The sequence below is a fragment of the Magnetococcus marinus MC-1 genome (assembly GCF_000014865.1).
In the GTDB taxonomy this organism is placed as follows: domain Bacteria; phylum Pseudomonadota; class Magnetococcia; order Magnetococcales; family Magnetococcaceae; genus Magnetococcus; species Magnetococcus marinus.
On record NC_008576.1, the window covers coordinates 66,011 to 83,246 of the forward strand.

Genomic DNA, 17,236 nt, shown 5'->3' on the forward strand with positions numbered 1-17,236 from the left:
CCTTGTGCGCAATCAGCCGTTTGGCCCTTAGGGGCGAACGCGGAATGGACGTAAGACCATGGCGCTTTATATCAATACAAATACGGATTCGTTGGGTGCGCAGAAGATGTTGACGCGCGCTTCCAACGGTTTGCAGACCCATTATGAGCGGTTGGCATCGGGACGGCGGATTAACTCGGCGGCGGATGATGCCTCTGGTTTGGCCATTACCAGTCGGACCACGGCTCAGGTTAGGGGTTTTAACCAAGCATCGCGAAATGCCAATGATGGAATCTCCTTTTTGCAGGTAGCCGATGGTGCCTTGGAGGAGACCCATGCCATGTTACAGCAGCTGCGTGAGTTGGCGGTAGAGTCGGCCAATGGCAGTTACAATGCGCTGGATCGTGGCAATATGCAGCAGGTTGTGAGTGAGTTAACCGCTGAGATTCAACGGATCGGTAGCGAACGTAAATATAACGATCATGTGATGCTGGATGGCACCTTTGCCAATCAGACGTTTCAGATCGGTGCGTTTAGTTCAGAGAACATAACCGTCACCATCGCTTCGGCGACCGCCAGTGCGTTGGGTGTGGAGGATCTCTCGTTTTCGACACAGGCTAAAGCAGAGGCCGCTTTGGCGACCCTCGATAGCGCTTTGGATGCGGTCTCTGATATCCGTCTGGATCTAGGGGCTGTGCAGAACCGTTTTATGTCGGCGATGGGTAATTTAGGCAGCATGTCCATGCATACATCGGCCATGCAGTCCCAGATGATGGATACCGATATGGCGGCTGAAACGGCTTTGCTTACGAGAAGTTCTGTCATTCAGCAGGCGGGGGTGGCCATGTTGTCACAAGCCAACCAGCGGCCACAGTTGGCGCTGCAACTATTGGCATAAATAGGGTGAAGCATGACTCGCAGAGGGATCTGTAGAGCCGCAACCGGTGGTTGTGATGATGTGCCATAGGATGGCCAACCTGACCACCGGCCCGCTACAGGCTTTGGAGAGCCTGGGAGGGTATTAAGATGGCATTGAGTGTTAATCCCAACGCCTTTTGGTTAAACGCACAGCAGTCGGTCAACGGATCGGCGTTGGGGATCGGCAAGAGTACGGAACAGCGGACCAGCAGTAAGCGTGCGCATGTCGCTAAGCAGGATCAACAGGTGTTGGCGGCGGCGGCGATGACAGCCAAGGTGCGTGAACGCAATCAGGAGTCCCACGCGACCAATGATGGGATCTCCGTTATTCAGGTAGCGCAGGAGGCGCTGTATCAAACCACATCCACACTAGAGAAGGTGCGTTGTCTAACGCAGGTGTTGGAGGATGGGGGGGTAGCGCAGCAAAAGGAAGGGGTTTGTGAGCAGATAGAGGTGCTGTTGGCAGAGATTGATCGTATTGCCGCCCAGACGGTTTTTAATCAGCAAACGCTGATTTCAACAGGGGGGTGGACCGGGATTGTCGATTTGGCACCGCACCAAGTGATCTGTTTGACCGTAGGTAGTGCCACACAGCGGGCATTGGGGTTGGATGAGATGGACCTTTCCGAACGCCAAGGGCAGAAGGTGGAAGGGGTGCTCAAGCAGGTGGATAACGCCATGACCAGTGTGGCGGATATGCGGGCGCAATTAGGGGATATGCAGGTTCGTTTTAAAGAGATCATTGAGCAAATTGCCCAGGTGGAGGCTAAGAACGGAGGGGTAAGGATTCGGAGTGCGCAGGTTGCCAGGGAGGCGGCCTTGCACGTGAAGGGATCCATCCAGATTTTTTCGGACCGTTCGATTGTGGCGCAGGCCAACCAACAGCCTTTGTTGGCGGTTAATTTGATGAATTAGGCATCTATTCCCACGGGGCCATGGAAGACCCCGAAGATACGGTAAGGATACCGTCGCCAGGAAGGCGGACCGCCGGAAGTAGGCGGCACAACAGGGGAGATGCCAAAGTTTTGGGTGGTAGGAGACCCAAAGCAGGGAAGCGCAAGCAGAGGCAGCAGGGAAGCTGCCGAACAGACACGCAGTTGTAGGACGGCATGACAGGTGCCGCAGGAGTGGCGCCAAAGTGCCACGGATGGCAACAGGCAAGGAAGAAGTTGAGGTCAAACAACCCTCACGGAAGAGGGGCCGGGCAAGGGGTGACAGCGGATGTAATCCCAATCCAGGTAAAGGTTTTGACCCAGCGTGCCAGGGAAGGCGAGAGGATTGGTCGCACAGGCATGGATCGGTTTACCGAGCGCATGGTCCGCCGAGCAGGGATGGATGCCTGACCTGAGTTTGATACCCACGAGGCCGGAGGCCGCAGTGCCAGGATGGCACCTCTCAAGGATAGAGGGGGGGGTAAGGGGTAAGCCCCGCCATGGTAGGGGTGGACCCAAGGAGGGGTCCTACATACCACATATGATCGCAAGGAGGCGATCTGGCCTTAGGTAGGATGCAGGAGGCATCCATGGGCCGTTAGGGTTTGGAGAGCCCGAGCGCCAAGGGTGGCGTTCTAAGGAAAGAAAACCGCCCGGAATATTAAGAAGGGTGTGGCAGGGAAGCCATGGGTTTAAAGGTTGTTCAACCGGTAGGGTCCGAATGCCTGTAGGCAGGAGATCCATGGCGAAAGGATGATTGTTTTTGGAATGAAGTAGCAGAAGAAATCGCCAGGAAGGCGAGCGCACCCAAAGTTGGATTTCAGCACGCGACACCCCGAAAACCGCCCCATAGGGCGGGGCTTCCAAGGAAAGGAGGCCAGAGGGGTGGGCTGAAATGCCAGTGAGGGATTAAGGGAAAATCGGGTTGGATCGGCCCGAGCGAATGAACGGTTCACCACTCCAGGGACGGAGAGGTCAGCAATGGAGGCATCCCAATAGGAGGGTTGCGTCCCATTACACAAGGAGAAAGATCATGGCTCTGTATGTTAACACCAATGTCTCTTCGCTCAATGCTCAGCGCAAACTGAACAATAGCACCAATGCCCTTAGCAAGACCTATGAGCGTCTCTCTTCAGGGTTTCGTATCAATAGCGCCGCCGATGATGCCGCCGGTTTGACCGTCTCCACCCGGATGACGGCGCAGATCCGCGGCTTAAATCAGGCAGCCCGTAATGCCAATGACGGTATCTCTCTGGTGCAGGTGAGTGAGGGTGCGTTGGCCGAAACCGAAGCAGCCTTACAGCGTATGCGTGAACTGGCCGTGCAAGCCGCCAGTGGTACCTATACCAACACCGACCGTTCTGACCTGAATGATGAACTGACGCAGTTGGTTTCAGAGATCACCCGTATTGCCACAGAGACCAAGTTTAACGGCATGGTCACGCTTTCTGCGACCCAGACTTTTGACATTCAGGTGGGTGCGGATGCGGGTCAAAAGATCACCATCAATACCACCGCAGCGGGTGCCTCGGCCCTGGGTGTGACGGCGGCCAGCATCACCTCGGCGGGTTTGGCCAGTGCGGCCATTACCAAGATTGACGCCGCCATTGCCAGCGTATCGGATATGCGCTCGGTGCTGGGTGCTCAGCAGAACCGTCTGGAGGCAGCCATTGCCAACCTGACCAACGTCTCCGAGCGTACCCAAGCGGCCCGTTCGCGGATTATGGATGCGGATATTGCCCAGGAGACCGCGGCGCTGACCCGGAATGCCATCCTGCAACAGGCCGGAACCGCCATTTTGGCGCAGGCCAACCAGCAGCCCCAGCTTGCGCTGAGTCTGCTTGGCTAAGGTTAAACCCATTCCCACCCCCAAGTTGGGGGTGGGAACCCCTTCCCAAGCCTGCGCGACAGGTGGGTTTGGGAAGGGGTTCCCGAAATAAGGGAGCCCGGAGGTCGGACCCGCCGCCTGAAAAGAGGGGTTCTTCGCACCAGGGACGGTGCGTTTAAGAGATGGATCCCTCATGGATCTGTCACCACCAAGGAGAAGTTGTCATGGCTCTGTATGTTAACACCAATGTTGCTTCACTCAATGCTCAGCGCAAACTGAACAATAGCACCAATGCCCTTAGCAAGACCTATGAGCGTCTCTCTTCAGGGTTTCGTATCAATAGCGCCGCCGATGATGCCGCCGGTTTGACCGTCTCCACCCGGATGACGGCGCAGATCCGCGGCTTAAATCAGGCAGCCCGTAATGCCAATGACGGTATCTCTCTGGTGCAGGTGAGTGAGGGTGCGCTGGCCGAAACCGAAGCAGCCTTACAGCGTATGCGTGAACTGGCCGTGCAAGCCGCCAGTGGTACCTATACCAACACCGACCGTTCTGACCTGAATGATGAACTGACGCAGTTGGTTTCAGAGATCACCCGTATTGCCACAGAGACCAAGTTTAACGGCATGGTCACGCTTTCTGCGACCCAGACTTTTGACATTCAGGTGGGTGCGGATGCGGGTCAAAAGATCACCATCAATACCACCGCAGCGGGTGCTTCGGCCCTGGGTGTGACGGCGGCCAGCATCACCTCGGCGGGTTTGGCCAGTGCGGCCATTACCAAGATTGACGCCGCCATTGCCAGCGTATCGGATATGCGCTCGGTGCTGGGTGCTCAGCAGAACCGTCTGGAGGCAGCCATTGCCAACTTGACCAACGTCTCCGAGCGTACCCAAGCGGCCCGTTCGCGGATTATGGATGCGGATATTGCCCAGGAGACCGCGGCGCTGACCCGGAATGCCATTCTGCAACAGGCCGGAACCGCCATTTTGGCGCAGGCCAACCAGCAGCCCCAGCTTGCGCTGAGTCTGCTTGGCTAAGGTTAAACCCATTCCCACCCCCAAGTTGGGGGTGGGAACCCCTTCCCAAGCCTGCGCGACAGGTGGGTTTGGGAAGGGGTTCCCGAAATAAGGGAGCCCGGAGGTCGGACCCGCCGCCTGAAAAGAGGGGTTCTTCGCACCAGGGACGGTGCGTTTAAGAGATGGATCCCTCATGGATCTGTCACCACCAAGGAGAAGTTGTCATGGCTCTGTATGTTAACACCAATGTTGCTTCACTCAATGCTCAGCGCAAACTGAACAATAGCACCAATGCCCTTAGCAAGACCTATGAGCGTCTCTCTTCAGGGTTTCGTATTAACGGCGCCGCCGATGATGCCGCCGGTTTGACCGTCTCCACCCGGATGACGGCGCAGATCCGCGGCTTAAATCAGGCAGCCCGTAATGCCAATGACGGTATCTCTCTGGTGCAGGTGAGTGAGGGTGCGCTGGCCGAAACCGAAGCAGCCTTACAGCGTATGCGTGAACTGGCCGTGCAAGCCGCCAGTGGTACCTATACCAACACCGACCGTTCTGACCTGAATGATGAACTGACGCAGTTGGTTTCAGAGATCACCCGTATTGCCACAGAGACCAAGTTTAACGGCATGGTCACGCTTTCTGCGACCCAGACTTTTGACATTCAGGTGGGTGCGGATGCGGGTCAAAAGATCACCATCAATACCACCGCAGCGGGTGCCTCGGCCCTGGGTGTGACGGCGGCCAGCATCACCTCGGCGGGTTTGGCCAGTGCGGCCATTACCAAGATTGACGCCGCCATTGCCAGCGTATCGGATATGCGCTCGGTGCTGGGTGCTCAGCAGAACCGTCTGGAGGCAGCCATTGCCAACCTGACCAACGTCTCCGAGCGTACCCAAGCGGCCCGTTCGCGGATTATGGATGCGGATATTGCCCAGGAGACCGCGGCACTGACCCGGAATGCCATCCTGCAACAGGCCGGAACCGCCATTTTGGCGCAGGCCAACCAGCAGCCCCAGCTTGCGCTGAGTCTGCTTGGCTAAGGAATGCACCTGTCAAGGTGCGACCGAAATCAGGGGGATGAGCTCCCCTGATCACCCTTGGTGGACAAGGGGCCATGACCGTGTGGGCGGTGGCGAAGGGGTATTGATCTTCGCCACCGCACCTCACCGGGTTCAGGTAGATCATGCAGGAGAGGGGAAAGAGGTCCAAAAAGGGCCAGCCAAGGGGGTAAACCGCTGATTGAGAGAGGCCAAGTTGCCAGCCAAGGGGGTAAACCGCTGATTGAGAGAGGCCAAGTTGCCAGCCAAGGGGGTAAACCGCTGATTGAGAGAGGCCAAGTTGCCAGCCAAGGGGGTAAACCGCTGATTGAGAGAGGCCAAGTTGCCAGCCAAGGGGGTAAACCGATTTTCGAGAGGTTCTGGAATTGGGCAGAGGGCGTGCGCGCCTCTAAGTTGGAGATCGGGGCAGGTGAGTAGTGTCGACATTTATTAAAATATTCAGCGTGCCCATGCGCAAATAGTGATGATATTAGGGTGTTTCATCCACTTTTGAGTATTAAAGGGAACAGTGAGGATGTCTGTTTAGGACGATTGCCTGACAACGGGTTTGGGCCAACCCATTCGCAAAAAATGAGGGTCCACCACTCCATGGAAGGAGAGGTAACAAGGAGAGGGTACCGACATTGCGTTGGTATCACGATAACAGGAGAAGTGCCATGTCCATGTCCATCATAACCAATGTTGCGTCACTACAAGCGCAGCGCAAGCTATCCGGTACCACCAACGCTCTGAGTCAGACCTATGAGCGGCTCTCTTCGGGGCTGCGTATTAATGGGGCTGCGGACGATGCCGCCGGTTTGACAATCTCCACCCGCATGACCGCTCAGATCCGTGGTTTGAACCAAGCTTCCCGCAATGCCAACGATGGGATCTCTTTGGTACAGGTGACGGAGGGTGCGCTTCAGGAGACCGAAGCGGCCTTGCAACGTATGCGTGAACTGGCGGTGCAAGCCTCCAGCGCCACCTACACCAACACCGACCGTGCTGATCTGAATGATGAACTGACGCAGTTGGTTACAGAAATCACGCGGATTGCCACAGAGACCAAGTTTAACGGCATGGTGATGTTGTCGGCCACCCAGACCTATGACATTCAGGTGGGTGCGGATGCGGGTCAAAAGATCACCGTCAGTACCACCGCAGCGGGTGCCTCGGCCCTGGGTGTGACTGCGGCCAGCATCACCTCGGCGGGTCTGGCCAGTATCGCCATCGGTAAGATTGACGCCGCCATTGCCAGTGTATCGGATATGCGTTCGGTGCTGGGTTCGCAGCAGAACCGTTTGGAGGCGGCCATTGCCAACCTGGATAACGTCTCTGAGCGCACCCAAGCGGCCCGTTCGCGCATCATGGATGCAGACATTGCCCAAGAGACGGCCAATCTGACCAAGCAGTCCATTTTGCAGCAGGCTGGGGCGGCGATGTTGGCACAGGCCAACCAGCAGCCACAGTTAATGTTGAGCCTGTTGCGTTAACAAAAAGCGCGAGGGACATGGCGCGCATCGGTCGGGGGGAAGGATTCCCCCCGACTCTCCCTGCCAACAGGGGGGCTGTGTCGTTCTCCATAGAGGGTAAGGCATGTGATTGCTTTAAAGGCATGCCCTTCCCTTACTGCCGACGTTACACAAGGAGGTTTGCACGTTGTAAAAGAGACGCCGGGGCTATGGGAAACATGCCCATGGGGTGCGCCCTACTAGGAGGTAGCGGTGGCACATAACCGGGTTGTTGAGCACTTGGGTGTGCAGACAGCTTTTACAACCCCGTCGGGAAACCACCAAAAGATGCGTTGAGGGAAGTGTCGATAGATCGGTTGCGGCAGGCGTGCTCACCGGTTGATGCATGTGGATAGGCTGTTTTCTATTCACATGGCCGTGGCAAGGATTGCCACCATTCAGGGCTTGGGTCGGCCCACAGGCAAAAATGAAGGCCCACCACTCCATGGAAGGAGAGGTAACAAGGAGAGGGTACCGACATTGCGTTGGTATCACGATAACAGGAGAAGTGCCATGTCCATGTCCATCATAACCAATGTTGCGTCACTACAAGCGCAGCGCAAGCTATCCGGTACCACCAACGCTCTGAGTCAGACCTATGAGCGGCTCTCTTCGGGGCTGCGTATTAATGGGGCTGCGGACGATGCCGCCGGTTTGACAATCTCCACCCGCATGACCGCTCAGATCCGTGGTTTGAACCAAGCTTCCCGCAATGCCAACGATGGGATCTCTTTGGTGCAGGTGACGGAGGGTGCGCTTCAGGAGACCGAAGCGGCCTTGCAACGTATGCGTGAACTGGCGGTGCAAGCCTCCAGCGCCACCTACACCAACACCGACCGTGCTGATCTGAATGATGAACTGACGCAGTTGGTTACAGAAATCACGCGGATTGCCACAGAGACCAAGTTTAACGGCATGGTGATGTTGTCGGCCACCCAGACCTATGACATTCAGGTGGGTGCGGATGCGGGTCAAAAGATCACCGTCAGTACCACCGCAGCGGGTGCCTCGGCCCTGGGTGTGACTGCGGCCAGCATCACCTCGGCGGGTCTGGCCAGTATCGCCATCGGTAAGATTGACGCCGCCATTGCCAGTGTATCGGATATGCGTTCGGTGCTGGGTTCGCAGCAGAACCGTTTGGAGGCGGCCATTGCCAACCTGGATAACGTCTCTGAGCGCACCCAAGCGGCCCGTTCGCGCATCATGGATGCAGACATTGCCCAAGAGACGGCCAATCTGACCAAGCAGTCCATTTTGCAGCAGGCTGGGGCGGCGATGTTGGCACAGGCCAACCAGCAGCCACAGTTAATGTTGAGCCTGTTGCGTTAACAAAAAGCGCGAGGGACATGGCGCGCATCGGTCGGGGGGAAGGATTCCCCCCGACTCTCCCTGCCAACAGGGGGGCTGTGTCGTTCTCCATAGAGGGTAAGGCATGTGATTGCTTTAAAGGCATGCCCTTCCCTTACTGCCGACGTTACACAAGGAGGTTTGCACGTTGTAGAAGAGACGCCGGGGCTATGGGAAACATGCCCATGGGGTGCGCCCTACTAGGAGGTAGCGGTGGCACATAACCGGGTTGTTGAGCACTTGGGTGTGCAGACAGCTTTTACAACCCCGTCGGGAAACCACCAAAAGATGCGTTGAGGGAAGTGTCGATAGATCGGTTGCGGCAGGCGTGCTCACCGGTTGATGCATGTGGATAGGCTGTTTTCTATTCACATGGCCGTGGCAAGGATTGCCACCGAGCAGGGCTTGGGTCGGCCTAGACGTATTATAAAGATGGCTCAACACCCCATGGAAGGGGAAAGCACAAGGAGAAGAGATAAGAAAAAAGGTGCTGAGAACGAAGTCAGCACTCAGGAACAGGAGAAATGCCATGTCATTGTATATTAATACGAATATCGCATCATCTAATGCTCAGCGTCAGTTGTTGAAGAGCACCAATGCTTTGGGTAAGACCTATGAGCGCCTCTCATCGGGACTGCGCATTAATAGTGCTGCGGACGATGCCGCCGGTTTGACCGTTTCTTCTCGCATGACTGCGCAGATCCGTGGTTTGAACCAGTCGGCCCGCAATGCCAACGATGGCATCTCTTTGGTGCAGGTGGCCGAGGGTGCGTTGGCCGAGACCGAGGCGGCCTTGCAGCGCATGCGTGAGCTGGCGGTGCAGGCGGCCAGTGGTTCTTATACCAATACCGACCGTTCTGACCTGAATGATGAGGTCACGCAGCTTGTTTCGGAGATCACCCGTATCTCCACGGACACCAAGTTTAATGGGGTGTCGTTGATGAGCAGCAACCAGACCTTCGATATTCAGGTGGGTGCGGATGCGGGTCAAAAGATCACCGTCAGTACCACCGCAGCGGGTGCCTCGGCGCTGGGTGTGACCACCGCCAGCATCACCTCGGCGGGTTTGGCCAGTATCGCCATTGGTAAGATTGACGCCGCCATTGCCAGTGTATCGGATATGCGTTCGGTGCTGGGTGCGCAGCAGAATCGTCTGGAAGCGGCCATTACCAACCTGAGCAATGTTTCTGAGCGCACCCAAGCGGCCCGTTCACGCATCATGGATGCAGACATTGCCCAAGAGACGGCCAATCTAACCAAGCAGTCCATTTTGCAGCAGGCTGGGGCGGCGATGTTGGCGCAGGCCAATCAGCAGCCTCAGTTAATGTTGAGCCTGTTGCGTTAAAAAAAGCGCGAGCGACATGGCGTGCATCGGTCGGGGGGAAGGATTCCCCCCGGCTCTCCTTAACCAAACAGGGAGAGCCGGGCCGTTGCGGTAAGTCGTGCGCATGCCTATGGGTGAAAATTAAAGATACCGACACCGCGACACAGGCAAGTTTTGGATAGCTGAAGGCATCCCGGTCAGGTGGAGATGGTATGCCCGATGGCGCATAGCCTCAAGGAAGGGGCGGGACTTTGGAGGACCGCATATGACTGGGTCGATGCGTGTGGGGTCCATAGCGGAAGGGGTGCGGATGACCGGGGTGAACACCCCCGTGAGAGAGCCCACGGCAGAGGTGCCAACGCAGATTGAATGGACCGGTCACGGCGAGGGTGACGACCGTGATCGAGAGACACGTGTACCTTGGGGTAGGGCGGCTCTTTATAAAGTCCGCAGTAGGGATCGTTATGGTATAGGGCTTGGGTCGGAGCGTGGTCAGGATCGTTGGCCCATGACACCTTGGAAGGAAGGCTTATTAGGAGAAAATAGCGACAGTGAGTCTCAGCGCATGAGCCGAGCATTTACGATGTTTATGTATCTCAATGCCTATCGTGCGACGGATCGTCTCCAGCGCAAGCTGAAAAGCAGTAGCCAAGAGCTTGGTAAAGCCTATGTGCGGCTTGCGTCAGGGTACCGTATCAATGGTGCCTCTGACGATGCCGCCGGTTTGGCGGTCTCCACCCGTATGACCGCACAAATTCGTGGTTTAAACCAATCGGCCCGCAATGCCAATGATGGCATCTCGCTGGTGCAGGTGGCCGAGGGTGCGTTGGTGGAGACCGAGGCGGCTTTGCAGCGCATGCGTGAGTTGGCGGTGCAGGCGGTCAGTGGGACTTATACCGACAGCGACCGTTCTGACCTGAATGATGAGGTCAGTGCGTTGATTTCGGAGATTACCCGCATCTCCACCCAGACCACGTTTAACGGTGCGGTGCTGATGAGCAGCACCATGACCTTTGACATTCAAGTGGGTGCCGATGTGGGGCAAAAGATCACCGTGAGTACCGCCGCCGCAGGTGCCTCGGCGCTGGGTGTGAACACGACCAGCATCACTTCGGTGGGTCTGGCGAGTGTTGCGATTACCAAGATTGATGCGGCCATTGCCCGTGTATCGGATATGCGTGCCGTGCTGGGTGTTCAGCAGAACCGTTTAGAGGCGGCTGTCCACAACCTAAGCAGCCTCTGTGCGCATACCGAGGTGGCCCGCGGGCGCATCATGGATGTCGATATGGCTCAGGAGACGGCCAATCTGACCAAGCAGTCTATTTTGCAGCAGACCGGGGCCGCCATGTTGGCACAGGCCAATCAGCAGCCGCAGTTATTGTTGGGTTTGTTGCGTTAAGAGGTGCGTTAGTGACATGGCGCGCATCGGTCGGGGGGAAGGATTCCCCCCGGCTCTCCTTACCGAGCAGGGGGTGCCATGTTGCTCCACGTAGGTACAGGTGGTGTTCCTGATACTTGGAACACCACCCCTACCGCCGACGTTACACAAGGAGGTTTTCAGGTTGCAGCAAGACACACCGGTCAAGTGTAAACGTATGCCCATTGACATGGCCCCATGGAGGGGGTTGGTCGGGGAGAGATCCCAAACCGGTCAGTTGGCATAGCCCCATGGAGGGGGCAGTGGTCTATGGAGGGATCATTCATGGCCGGGTCGATGTGTGTGGTGTCCGCAGCAGGAGGCATGCGGGCGGCAAATGTGTGCAACCCCGTCGGAGAACCACCAAAGATGCATTGGAGGCATTCGGGTTGATTGGTAACGGCAGTATGGCTGTCTGTACCAGTAGCGTGCATGGGGTAGAGCCTGTTGTCTCTACGATATGCTTATGGCAGGGATTGCCATTGTGCAAGGCTTGGGTCGGCCTAGGTTTACTTAAAAGATGGCTCAACACCCCATGGAAGGGGACATCACAAGGAGAGGATATAAGCAAAAAGGTACAGACACGAAGTCGGTACTAAGCGACAGGAGAAGTTCCATGTCTATGTATATCAATACAAATGTTGCATCAAGCAATGCCCAACGACAGCTGTCGAAAAGCACCAATGCACTTGCTACGACTTTTGAGCGTCTCTCATCAGGGCTGCGCATTAACAGTGCTTCGGACGATGCTGCCGGTTTGACGGTCTCCACCCGTATGACCGCACAGATCCGTGGTTTGAACCAATCGGCCCGCAATGCCAACGATGGGATCTCCATGGTGCAGGTGGCTGAGGGTGCGTTGGCTGAAACCGAAGATGCTTTGCAACGCATGCGTGAACTGGCGGTGCAGGCAGCCAGTGGCTCCTATAACAACACGGATCGTTCCGATTTGAATGATGAGGTCACGCAGCTCGTTACGGAGATCACCCGTATCTCCACGGACACCAAGTTTAATGGGGTGTCGTTGATGAGCAGCAACCAGACCTTCGATATTCAAGTGGGTGCCGATGTGGGTCAAAAGATCACTGTCAGCACCCAAGGTGCGGGTGCCTCGGCGCTGGGTGTGACCACCGCCAGCATCACCTCGGCGGGTTTGGCCAGCATCGCCATTGGTAAGATTGATGCCGCCATTGCCAGCGTATCGGATATGCGCTCGGTGTTGGGTGCGCAGCAGAACCGTTTGGAGGCCGCCATTACCAACTTGGAGAACGTCTCTGAGCGCACCCAAGCGGCCCGTTCGCGCATCATGGATGCAGACATTGCCCAAGAGACGGCCAATCTGACCAAGCAGTCGATTTTGCAGCAAGCTGGCGCGGCGATGTTGGCACAGGCTAACCAGCAGCCCCAGTTAATGTTGAGCTTGTTGCGTTAAAGAAAGCGCGATTGACATGGCGCGCATCGGTCGGGGGGAAGGATTCCCCCCGACTCTCCCTGCCAACAGGGGGGGCTATGTCGTTCTGTATAAAAAGGGTAAGGCATGCGGCTTTAAGGGCATGTCGTACCCGCCGACGTGACACAAGGAGGTTTTCAGGTTGCCGTAAGACACACCGGTCAAGTGTAAACGTATGCCCATTGACATGGCCCCATGGAGGGGGTTGGTCGGGGAGAGATCCCAAACCGGTCAGTTGGCATAGCCCCATGGAGGGGGCAGTGGTCCATGGATGGATCATTCATGACCGGGTCGATGTGTGTGGTGTTCGCAGCAGGAAGCATGCGGGCGACCAACTTAGGTAACCCCGTCGGAGAACCATTCCAAAAGATGTGTTGGGCATATGTGGGTTAATCGGTGGCGGCGGGTTTGTGCACCGGTTAAGGGGTGCGGGGTAGAGCGGGTCTCTACATCACGCCTATGGCAAGGATCGCCAGGATAAGGGCTTGGGTCGGCCTATGTGAAAGAAAGATGGCTCAATACCCTATGGAAGGGGAAATCACAAGGAGAGGATATAAGCAAAGAGGTGCTGACACGATGTCGGTACTTGTAACAGGAGAAGTGCCATGTCTTTGTATATTAACACAAACATTGCAGCATCCAATGCCCAGCGTCAGTTGACGAAGAGCACCAATGCTTTGGGCAAGACCTATGAGCGTCTCTCATCAGGGCTGCGCATTAACAGCGCTTCGGACGATGCCGCCGGTTTGACCGTTTCTTCTCGCATGACTGCGCAGATCCGTGGTTTGAACCAATCGGCTCGTAATGCCAACGATGGCATCTCTTTGGTGCAGGTGGCCGAGGGTGCGTTGGCTGAGACCGAAGCGGCTTTGCAGCGCATGCGTGAACTGGCGGTGCAGGCGGCCAGTGGTTCCTATAACAACACGGATCGTTCCGATTTGAATGATGAGGTCACGCAGCTCGTTACGGAGATCACCCGTATCTCCACGGACACCAAGTTTAATGGGGTGTCGTTGATGAGCAGCAACCAGACCTTCGATATTCAAGTGGGTGCCGATGTGGGTCAAAAGATCACTGTCAGCACCCAAGGTGCGGGTGCCTCGCTGCTGGGTGTGACCACCGCCAGCATCACCTCGGCGGGTTTGGCCAGTATCGCCATTGGTAAGATTGACGCCGCCATTGCCAGCGTATCGGATATGCGTTCGGTGCTGGGTGCGCAGCAGAATCGTCTGGAAGCGGCCATTACCAACCTGAGCAATGTTTCTGAGCGCACCCAAGCGGCCCGTTCGCGCATCATGGATGCAGACATTGCCCAAGAGACGGCCAATCTGACCAAGCAGTCCATTTTGCAGCAAGCTGGGGCGGCGATGTTGGCGCAGGCCAACCAGCAACCACAGATCATGTTGAGCCTCTTACGTTAATGGCGGCTGTGGGTGGGATCCCTCTTAAAGGGGGTTCCACCCTCTCATCCGTAAGTTTGGTTTCACCAGTGGTACAATGGGTTAAGAAGGAAAATGAGCATGGAACGGGATAAAACATTCGTTAGCGAAGAGCAACCGTTTCGCCGGCTCTATTGGACGGCGGTACCGGTCTTACAAACACAGACGTCGGCCGCTGTTCGTTCGAATCGTGCTTGGGGATCTCTCCGCGCGGCGGCAGGCCGCGCCGCGCGGGAGATGGATGATCTGGGTTGTCTTCTTGAGGAGTTGGGCGGTTCTACCGCATCGGCAGAAGAGACCCAACAGGCCCAGCACGCGGTGCATTTTATGCGCCGAATCATGGCGGAAACCGTGGCTTTTGAGGCACGCCTGGAGCATATGGCACCAGCCTCATCATCCCTGTTTCCGGCATATGGGGATGATGAGGTTTTACCCCACTAAGGTGGACGAGCATTGGCTCGATCACCGTGGGTATGGCGCTTCACATCATGCCCTCTTCCCTTGCTTAGCGTGCCCTCACCCGAGGGTGTGGGCACGCTTTTTTTCGCAGGGTCTGCCCATAGGTGTCTTATGGGTTTAAAGCTTTGGCATAACAACCAAGAGAGCAGATATGGCTGAGCAGGAGAAGCGATAAGCTGTGAGGATGGATTGTTTAATGCTTTGTCAGGAATCGTGAAAAAGGGATTTTTCACGGGAACAATGGACAGGTGTAAGCACCCGCCATCGAGGATGGGATGGTGGATCGGATTTTCGGCAGGCACCGACCGAAAACAGCAGGGCTGTGTGATCACCGCCCCGTTGAGCACGAAAGGTGTACCGAGTCATTCACGCAGGTAGAGCAGAGGAGGTGTTTACGGATCATGGGCAGGTAGGTCGAGATAACCTATCGCTATTATGATCACCATCAGCAGGATGGAGGTCAACAATGGGGTTGACGATTTACGGTAATGTCTTCTCCTTAGACGCGCATCGGGCGCGATCCCGTCGGTCTGATCTGTCCGATCGGGGTACGTTCAAGCGCTTGATTTCACGTATTGAGCCGGATGCAGGTGAGCCAGCGGTATTGGATATGCTGCGGGATTATCGACGTGCCAACCGACTAAGGACGGTGAACCAAGCTCGGCAAAATGCCAATGCAGGGATCTCTACCATTCAGGTGGCAGAGCAGGCCCTGCGTGAGACAGAAAGCGCCTTGCAGCGCATACAGGAGATCACTTCACGTCCCTTGGATGGGGAGCCGGTGGAGGGTTCAAAACGGGCCAAGTATGACCAAGAGGTGGCTCAATTGGTGCGGGATATCGACGGTTTAGCCGGAGAATCTCAACGCCATAGTATGCGTTTAATGCGGGGGGGGCTTTCCTCCCACAGCTTTGCGGTGGGGGTGGATCAGCCCGAGGAGATCTGTTTCACCGTGGATGATACCAGCAGTGCGCAGATGGGGGTGGAGGCCTCTGTCGCGTGGGATGATCCACAGTTGGCACTGGATGCCTTGGCGAATATTCACCGTGCGATGAATCGGGTGGCACAGGTACGGCAAGAGCTGGATCAGGTGCACAATCGTTTTAATACGGTGCTTGAACGGCTATCGAGCCTTTCGGAACAGGCTTTGACGGAGCGTCGTGGCATTGAGAGCGCGCAGGAGGCCGAAACCGTTGTGGCAGGGCTACACAGTGCGCTTTCGCAGCAGGCCGAAGCAGCGATCACCATGCAGGCCAATCAACATACCATGTTGGTTAATTTGTTGTTGAACTAGGCGGCCATGGTGTGACCCGTGGGTAGATTGTGGTGGCAAGCAGAGACGGGCTTGCCTTAATGGAAAACCGTGCGCACAGCCGCCATGGATGGCGTTGTGGGGGTACCCTTTTGCGCCTTTGGTGGCGTAGGGGGTGCCGTGGTGGTGTTTTAAGGATGCGTTGTGAACAGGAAAGTGTAAGAGGTTGTAAACGCAGCAACAACGGGAATAATAAAATAAAAAAAAGCGGGTTAGGGTTGGTCCGCATAAACGAACAACTCACCTCCGCCAAGGAAGGGTCCTAATGCAAACCAGTATGGAATTTGCTTTCGGAGGAATCTCTCGTGGCACTGACAATCAATACCAATATGGCCGCTCTTATTGCGTCTAAGAACCTGAATAATGTTCAGGGTTCTTTGAACAAGAGCTTTCAGCGTCTCTCTTCGGGGTTACGTATCAACAGCGCAGCAGATGATGCTGCGGGTCTCTCGCAGGCGAGTCGTATGAGCAGTACGATTCGTGGGTCTAACCAAGCCATTCGAAATACCAATGATGGTATTTCGATTGCTCAGGTGGCCGAAACCGCGCTCAATGAGACTGAATCAGCCCTTCAGCGTATCCGGGAACTCACTGTTCAGGCTGCCAATGGCACCATGACGACCACGGATCGTTCAGATATTAGTAAGGAGGTACAGGCATTAGCGGCAGAGATCCAACGGATCTCCACGGATACCAAGTTCAATGGTAACACACTGCTTAGTACGGGTGGCTTTTCTGCCTATATTAAGACCAATGCAGAAGCAACGGCTGCGACGGTAGCGGTGCAGGTTGGCTCGGCGACTTCCACAGCGCTGGGTATCTACCAGACCCTTAGTTTTGCTACAGCCAGTAAGGCAACCTCTGCCTTGACTGCCATTGATAACGCATTGAGCAGTGTCTCCTCCATGCGGGCCTCCTTAGGTGCGGTACAGAGCCGTCTGGAGTCGGTCGTATCCGGTTTGCAAGGCATCGTAGAAAATACCACGTCGGCACGATCTCGGATTATGGATGCCGATGTGGCTGCTGAGACCACCAACCTGACTCGGTCGGCGATCATTCAGCAGGCCGGAGTTGCGATTTTGGCACAGGCGAATCAACAGCCATCCATCGTGTTGGCGCTGCTTAGCTAAGGTAGATCTCCGGCGCTTTACCTAGAGAAAAATGACTCGGTGAAACCCCACGCCTTTGGCGTGGGGTTTCTTTATATTGGGGTAGGGCATGGCCGCAGGGATGCGCGGGGCTAAACAGAGCGGGCCCGTGTCGA

Annotated in this window: 15 protein-coding genes; 14 read left to right on the forward strand and 1 reads right to left on the reverse strand. The window is 56.1% G+C overall.

All coding sequences use genetic code 11. The features are described from left to right. Positions 1–58 precede the first annotated feature (58 nt). From MMC1_RS00315 to MMC1_RS00340, 5 genes are all read left to right on the forward strand, one after another. Positions 59–877, forward strand: coding sequence for a flagellin N-terminal helical domain-containing protein (locus MMC1_RS00315; RefSeq protein ID WP_041640473.1), 819 nt, complete (start codon positions 59–61; stop codon positions 875–877). Between the two features lie 128 nt (positions 878–1,005). Continuing rightward, a complete protein-coding gene (locus MMC1_RS00320) occupies positions 1,006–1,812 on the forward strand; it encodes a flagellin (protein ID WP_011711766.1) in 807 nt (268 codons plus the stop codon). A 1,050-nt stretch (positions 1,813–2,862) separates the two neighbouring features. Further along, on the forward strand, positions 2,863–3,678 hold the full coding sequence (locus MMC1_RS00330; RefSeq protein ID WP_011711767.1) for a flagellin N-terminal helical domain-containing protein: 816 nt from the start codon (positions 2,863–2,865) through the stop codon (positions 3,676–3,678). A 203-nt stretch (positions 3,679–3,881) separates the two neighbouring features. Then, positions 3,882–4,697 carry a flagellin N-terminal helical domain-containing protein gene (locus tag MMC1_RS00335; RefSeq protein ID WP_011711768.1) on the forward strand — a complete coding sequence of 272 codons (816 nt, stop codon included), beginning with the start codon at positions 3,882–3,884 and terminating at the stop codon, positions 4,695–4,697. Positions 4,698–4,900: 203 nt separating this feature from the next. Next, a complete protein-coding gene (locus tag MMC1_RS00340) occupies positions 4,901–5,716 on the forward strand; it encodes a flagellin N-terminal helical domain-containing protein (protein WP_011711769.1) in 816 nt (271 codons plus the stop codon). A 141-nt stretch (positions 5,717–5,857) separates the two neighbouring features. Here the strand turns inward: MMC1_RS00340 and MMC1_RS00345 are convergent, their stop codons facing one another. After that, positions 5,858–6,160: a hypothetical protein gene (locus tag MMC1_RS00345; protein ID WP_011711770.1), complete on the reverse strand. Its 303-nt coding sequence runs from the start codon at positions 6,158–6,160 to the stop codon at positions 5,858–5,860. Between the two features lie 230 nt (positions 6,161–6,390). On the opposite strand from MMC1_RS00345, the gene MMC1_RS00350 reads away from it, so the two are divergent. The 9 genes from MMC1_RS00350 to MMC1_RS00395 all read left to right on the forward strand — a co-directional run bounded on the left by MMC1_RS00350 (position 6,391) and on the right by MMC1_RS00395 (position 17,102). Next, positions 6,391–7,206, forward strand: a complete 816-nt coding sequence (locus MMC1_RS00350; protein ID WP_011711771.1) for a flagellin N-terminal helical domain-containing protein — start codon at positions 6,391–6,393, stop codon at positions 7,204–7,206. Positions 7,207–7,737: 531 nt separating this feature from the next. Then, complete coding sequence (locus MMC1_RS00355; RefSeq protein ID WP_011711771.1) at positions 7,738–8,553, forward strand: flagellin N-terminal helical domain-containing protein; 816 nt, start codon at positions 7,738–7,740, stop codon at positions 8,551–8,553. 547 nt (positions 8,554–9,100) lie between these two features. Next, positions 9,101–9,916 carry a flagellin N-terminal helical domain-containing protein gene (locus MMC1_RS00365; RefSeq protein WP_011711772.1) on the forward strand — a complete coding sequence of 272 codons (816 nt, stop codon included), beginning with the start codon at positions 9,101–9,103 and terminating at the stop codon, positions 9,914–9,916. Positions 9,917–10,478: 562 nt separating this feature from the next. Then, the gene (locus MMC1_RS00370) at positions 10,479–11,294 is read left to right on the forward strand and encodes a flagellin N-terminal helical domain-containing protein (protein WP_041641531.1); all 816 of its coding nucleotides are present in this window, start codon (positions 10,479–10,481) and stop codon (positions 11,292–11,294) included. Between the two features lie 634 nt (positions 11,295–11,928). After that, positions 11,929–12,744 carry a flagellin N-terminal helical domain-containing protein gene (locus tag MMC1_RS00375; RefSeq protein WP_011711774.1) on the forward strand — a complete coding sequence of 272 codons (816 nt, stop codon included), beginning with the start codon at positions 11,929–11,931 and terminating at the stop codon, positions 12,742–12,744. 623 nt (positions 12,745–13,367) lie between these two features. Beyond that, positions 13,368–14,183: a flagellin N-terminal helical domain-containing protein gene (locus MMC1_RS00380; RefSeq protein ID WP_011711775.1), complete on the forward strand. Its 816-nt coding sequence runs from the start codon at positions 13,368–13,370 to the stop codon at positions 14,181–14,183. Positions 14,184–14,282: 99 nt separating this feature from the next. Then, the gene (locus MMC1_RS00385; RefSeq protein WP_041640489.1) at positions 14,283–14,642 is read left to right on the forward strand and encodes a hypothetical protein; all 360 of its coding nucleotides are present in this window, start codon (positions 14,283–14,285) and stop codon (positions 14,640–14,642) included. Positions 14,643–15,126: 484 nt separating this feature from the next. Continuing rightward, complete coding sequence (locus MMC1_RS00390; protein ID WP_011711778.1) at positions 15,127–15,954, forward strand: flagellin; 828 nt, start codon at positions 15,127–15,129, stop codon at positions 15,952–15,954. A gap of 323 nt (positions 15,955–16,277) precedes the next feature. Beyond that, positions 16,278–17,102 carry a flagellin N-terminal helical domain-containing protein gene (locus MMC1_RS00395; RefSeq protein ID WP_011711779.1) on the forward strand — a complete coding sequence of 275 codons (825 nt, stop codon included), beginning with the start codon at positions 16,278–16,280 and terminating at the stop codon, positions 17,100–17,102. The last annotated feature ends 134 nt before the right edge of the window (positions 17,103–17,236 follow it).

Bases quoted from the DNA above. Each gene is read 5' to 3' on its own strand.
- MMC1_RS00315 (WP_041640473.1), top strand. From the start codon at position 59: ATGGCGCTTTATATCAATACAAATACGGATTCGTTGGGTGCGCAGAAG.
- MMC1_RS00320 (WP_011711766.1), top strand. From the start codon at position 1,006: ATGGCATTGAGTGTTAATCCCAACGCCTTTTGGTTAAACGCACAGCAG.
- MMC1_RS00330 (WP_011711767.1), top strand. From the start codon at position 2,863: ATGGCTCTGTATGTTAACACCAATGTCTCTTCGCTCAATGCTCAGCGC.
- MMC1_RS00335 (WP_011711768.1), top strand. From the start codon at position 3,882: ATGGCTCTGTATGTTAACACCAATGTTGCTTCACTCAATGCTCAGCGC.
- MMC1_RS00340 (WP_011711769.1), top strand. From the start codon at position 4,901: ATGGCTCTGTATGTTAACACCAATGTTGCTTCACTCAATGCTCAGCGC.
- MMC1_RS00345 (WP_011711770.1), bottom strand. From the start codon at position 6,160: ATGTCGACACTACTCACCTGCCCCGATCTCCAACTTAGAGGCGCGCAC.
- MMC1_RS00350 (WP_011711771.1), top strand. From the start codon at position 6,391: ATGTCCATGTCCATCATAACCAATGTTGCGTCACTACAAGCGCAGCGC.
- MMC1_RS00355 (WP_011711771.1), top strand. From the start codon at position 7,738: ATGTCCATGTCCATCATAACCAATGTTGCGTCACTACAAGCGCAGCGC.
- MMC1_RS00365 (WP_011711772.1), top strand. From the start codon at position 9,101: ATGTCATTGTATATTAATACGAATATCGCATCATCTAATGCTCAGCGT.
- MMC1_RS00370 (WP_041641531.1), top strand. From the start codon at position 10,479: ATGTTTATGTATCTCAATGCCTATCGTGCGACGGATCGTCTCCAGCGC.
- MMC1_RS00375 (WP_011711774.1), top strand. From the start codon at position 11,929: ATGTCTATGTATATCAATACAAATGTTGCATCAAGCAATGCCCAACGA.
- MMC1_RS00380 (WP_011711775.1), top strand. From the start codon at position 13,368: ATGTCTTTGTATATTAACACAAACATTGCAGCATCCAATGCCCAGCGT.
- MMC1_RS00385 (WP_041640489.1), top strand. From the start codon at position 14,283: ATGGAACGGGATAAAACATTCGTTAGCGAAGAGCAACCGTTTCGCCGG.
- MMC1_RS00390 (WP_011711778.1), top strand. From the start codon at position 15,127: ATGGGGTTGACGATTTACGGTAATGTCTTCTCCTTAGACGCGCATCGG.